The organism is Aquabacterium sp. UBA2148 (genome assembly GCF_002328915.1).
Taxonomy (GTDB): Bacteria; Pseudomonadota; Gammaproteobacteria; order Burkholderiales; family Burkholderiaceae_C; genus Aquabacterium; species Aquabacterium parvum.
This window is the reverse complement of sequence record NZ_DCXA01000287.1, coordinates 1-3,683: the sequence shown is the minus strand read 5'-3', so window position 1 is coordinate 3,683 and position 3,683 is coordinate 1. Positions and strand designations below refer to the sequence as shown.

Annotated in this window: 3 protein-coding genes; 2 read left to right on the top strand and 1 reads right to left on the bottom strand. The window is 69.0% G+C overall.

Features of this window, described 5'->3' with window-relative positions; genetic code table 11:
- Positions 1–1,177: putative bifunctional diguanylate cyclase/phosphodiesterase (locus tag B2W70_RS15940; protein WP_286747154.1), on the top strand; the 1,177-nt coding region annotated here is incomplete at its 5' end.
- Positions 1,178–1,195: 18 nt separating this feature from the next.
- On the opposite strand, the gene B2W70_RS15935 is transcribed toward B2W70_RS15940, so the two are convergent.
- Positions 1,196–2,077, bottom strand: coding sequence for an ion transporter (locus B2W70_RS15935; RefSeq protein ID WP_286747152.1), 882 nt, complete (start codon positions 2,075–2,077; stop codon positions 1,196–1,198).
- Between the two features lie 148 nt (positions 2,078–2,225).
- On the opposite strand from B2W70_RS15935, the gene B2W70_RS15930 reads away from it, so the two are divergent.
- Positions 2,226–3,683, top strand: a 1,458-nt coding sequence (locus B2W70_RS15930; protein ID WP_286747151.1) for a type VI secretion system Vgr family protein, incomplete at its 3' end; no start/stop codon positions are given.

The following is a 3,683-nucleotide window of genomic DNA, read 5'->3' as shown; positions in this document are numbered from 1 at the left end:
CTCGACCGACACCATCGCCCGCGTCGGCGCCGACGAGTTCCTGATGCTCATGGACGGCGACCCCGACAGCGCCGCGGCCACCCTCGTGGCCGATCGCGTGCGACAGGCCCTGCAGCGGCCCTACCAACTGCCTGGTCGCGAGGTGCGCCTGTCGTGCTCCATCGGCATCGTGCTGTACCCCGACCACGGCTCTCGCGCCCGCCTGATCGCCCGAGCCGATGCCGCCATGCTCGCCGCCAAGCGTGCCGGCGGCAACATGCACTGCTTCTTCGACCCGGACATGGAGCACGACGCGCAGGACGTCATCGACCTGCAGCGCGACCTTCGCCGCGCCATCGAAACCCGCACCGGCCTGGAACTGCACTACCAGCCCAAGGTCGACGGCCGCACCGGCCACGTCACCGGTGCAGAGGCCCTGCTGCGCTGGCACCATCCTGACCGGGGCATGGTCAGCCCTGGCGTGTTCGTGCCCATTGCCGAGCGCTTCGGACTGATCGGCAGCCTGGGCCAATGGGTCACCGACGAAGCCTGCCGGCAGATGCACATCTGGCAGGACCTGGGCGTGAACATGCGCGTGGCCATCAACCTCTCGGTGCACCAGTTGCGCCAGAGCGACCTCGCCGAGCGCATCCAGGAATCGCTGCGCCGCCATGCCGTGGTCCCTGACCACCTGACCTTCGAGATCACCGAGTCGGCCGCCATGGAGGACCCGCAGGCCTCGTTGCGCCTGTTCGAGCGGCTCGCGCACGTGGGTGTTCACCTGTCCATCGACGACTTCGGCACGGGCTACTCCTCGCTGAGCTACCTCAGCAAGTTGCCGGCCTCGCAGCTCAAGATCGACCGTTGCTTCGTGCAGGACGTCGGCCGCGATGTCGACGCCCGCGCCATCGTGTGCGCCGTCATCAAGCTCTCGCACGCACTGGGGCTCACCGTGGTGGCCGAAGGCGTTGAAACCCAGGCCCAGCTCGACATCCTGCGGCGCCTGGGCTGCGACGAGCTGCAAGGCTTCCTGTTCGCCCGCCCGATGCCGGCGCGCCACCTGCAGGCCTGGTTGCAAGGCCATGACGTCGTCGTCGACCGAGAGGGATTTGCCGACAGCGACTTCCAGGCGGGTGACCCCGAGCCGGTCTCACCGGTTCGCAAAAGGCGCTCTGCCTCGGATCCGCCGACCGCCTGAGACGCCGGGCAGCTGCCTTCAATCGCGCTGGTATTCAGGCAGCGCGTGCCCACAATGCATGCAGTAGCGCGCCGTCGCGCTGTGCCCTTCGGTCAGGCAGTTCTGGCAGGTGCGCGTGGTGGGCTCGGGCATGCGGCCACGCTGCAGCGCCATCTCGGTGGTGACGATGCCGGTGGGCACCGCCAGCACACCCCAGCCCAGCATCATCATCATCGACGAGATCAGCCGCCCCAGGTCCGTCTTGGGCGTGATGTCGCCAAAGCCCACCGTTGTCATCGTCGTGATGGCCCAGTACATCGACGTGGGGATGCTGGTGAAGCCGTTGGCCGGCCCTTCGACCACGTACATGACCGTGGCCATCAGCAGCGCGATCAGCAACACGAAGGACAGGAACACCAGGATCTTGCGTTTGCTGGCCACCAGGGCCTGGCCCAGCATCGTGTACTCGGCCACGTAGCCCGTGAGCTTGAGCACGCGGAACATGCGCAACAGCCGAAGCACCCGCACGTCGATCAGCACGTGCAGGCCGGGCACGAACAGCGCCAGCCAGGTCGGCAAGGTGGACAGCAGGTCGATGACACCAAAAAAGCTGCGCGCATAGACCCAGGGTTTTTGCACGCACACCAGCCGCAGCACGTACTCGACGGTGAACAGGGCGGTGAACACCCATTCGGCCACACCGAAGATGTCACCAAAGGCCGCGTGCATGGCCGGCATGCTGTCGAGCACCACCATCACCACGCTGGCCACGATGGTCAGCAGCAGAGCCTGGTCGAACCAGCGACCCGCCCGGGTGTCGGCCTCGAAGATGATGGTGTAGAGCGTCAGCCGCCAGCCGCTCAGGGGCTTGCCCAACTGTTGATCGGGGTGGCTGGCGGCGCGGGCGGCGGGTGGGTTCACGGGTTCAGGCGGTGGAGCGGGTTACGACTTCTTGCAACTTTCCCCCAGCAGGGGGGCGGGGGCTCGCCGGTCCCGGTGGGCCATCACGGCGATGATGCGAGGCTGCCCCAAAGAGGGCAGGTCAAAAGCATACATCTCAGGTGGAGTCATGAATTCACTGGCGACGAGCCTCCTGGCTGCCGTCCAGCTCAGCCAGGCCACGCGCCTGCTGCAGCTCGACACGGCGCTGCCCGCCGCAACCTTGCTCGTCGAGCGTGCAACGCTCACCGAGTCCTTGCACGCGGCCGAGCCCTTGCGGGCTGAAATCGACTGCGTCAGCACCGAAGCGGGCCTGCCGCTCAAATCGCTCATGGGCACCCGCGTGGCGCTGCGTCTGCTGCAGGCCGATGGCAGCTGGCGCACCTGGCAGGGCTGGGTGTCGGCGGTGGCACAACTGGGCAGCGACGGCGGGCTGGGCCGCTACCGCCTCACCGTGCGCGACGGCAGTTGCTGGCTGGCCCAGCGCCGAGACGCCCGCATCTTCCAGGACCTCACCACGGCCGACATCGTCTCGCAGGTGCTGCAGGCCTGGCCACAACTGCCCTTGCGGCTGGAGCTGGCCGAACCAGGGCCCTTGCGCGCCATCACCACCCAGTACCGAGAAACCGACTGGGCTTTTGCCTGCCGCCTCATGGCCGCCGAGGGCTGGAGCTGGCGCCTGGACCACGAAGCCACGCCCGAGCAAGGCCCGCAACTCGTCATCTTCGACCAGGCTGCCGAGCGCCCCGACCTGGGCGGCCTGCGCTTTGGCCAGCCGGGCCGCCACGGCGCGGCTGGCACGCTGGTGGGGCAGCTGGCCGGCAACCTGTTTGGCAGCTTCGCGCAAGACACGATCACCGAATGGGCCACCTCGCACGCCATCGGCCCCAACGCCGTGACCCTGGCGGCGTGGGACGAGCGCCAGCTCGCAGGCGTGGCCGCTCAGGCGCAAGCCAGCGGCCTGCCCGCCGCCGTGCCTGCGCTGGAGCTCTACCAAGGCCACGGCGAGCGCCTGCACGCCCACGGCCGCGTGGCCGACCCCCTGCACGCCAGCCCCGCCGAAGCCGAAGGCGGCACGCAAGACCTGCTCGACGCCTTGGCGCTGCAACAACAAGGCATCGACGCCGCCGGCGCGGTGCGCGCACTGAAACCTGGCATCACCTTCGAGCTGCTTGAGCACGACGGCCACGGTGCGGGCGCCGATCGCCGCTTCGCTGCCATCGCCATCACCCACGAGATGGCCAACAACCTGGGCACGCAGGCCGCACAGATCCTGCGCGCCACCGACGTCGAACAAGGCAGCTACCGCAACCGCTTCAGCGCCGCCCCCGCCGCGCTGCGCCTGCTGCCCTGGGCCCCGGCCTTCGCCTTGTGTGAGGCTCCGGGCCCCCTGCACGCCCTGGTCATGACCCAGGGTGAAGACCCCATCCACGCCGACCGCGACGGACGCGTGCGCATCCAGTTCGCCTGGCAGCGCGGCGACAACCCCCTGGCCGGCGCGCTCAACGGCCCCAGCACCCCGACAGGCGCGGCCACCGGCCACGCCCCGGGCGACGCCACCAGCGGCACCTGGGTGCGCGTGGCGCAA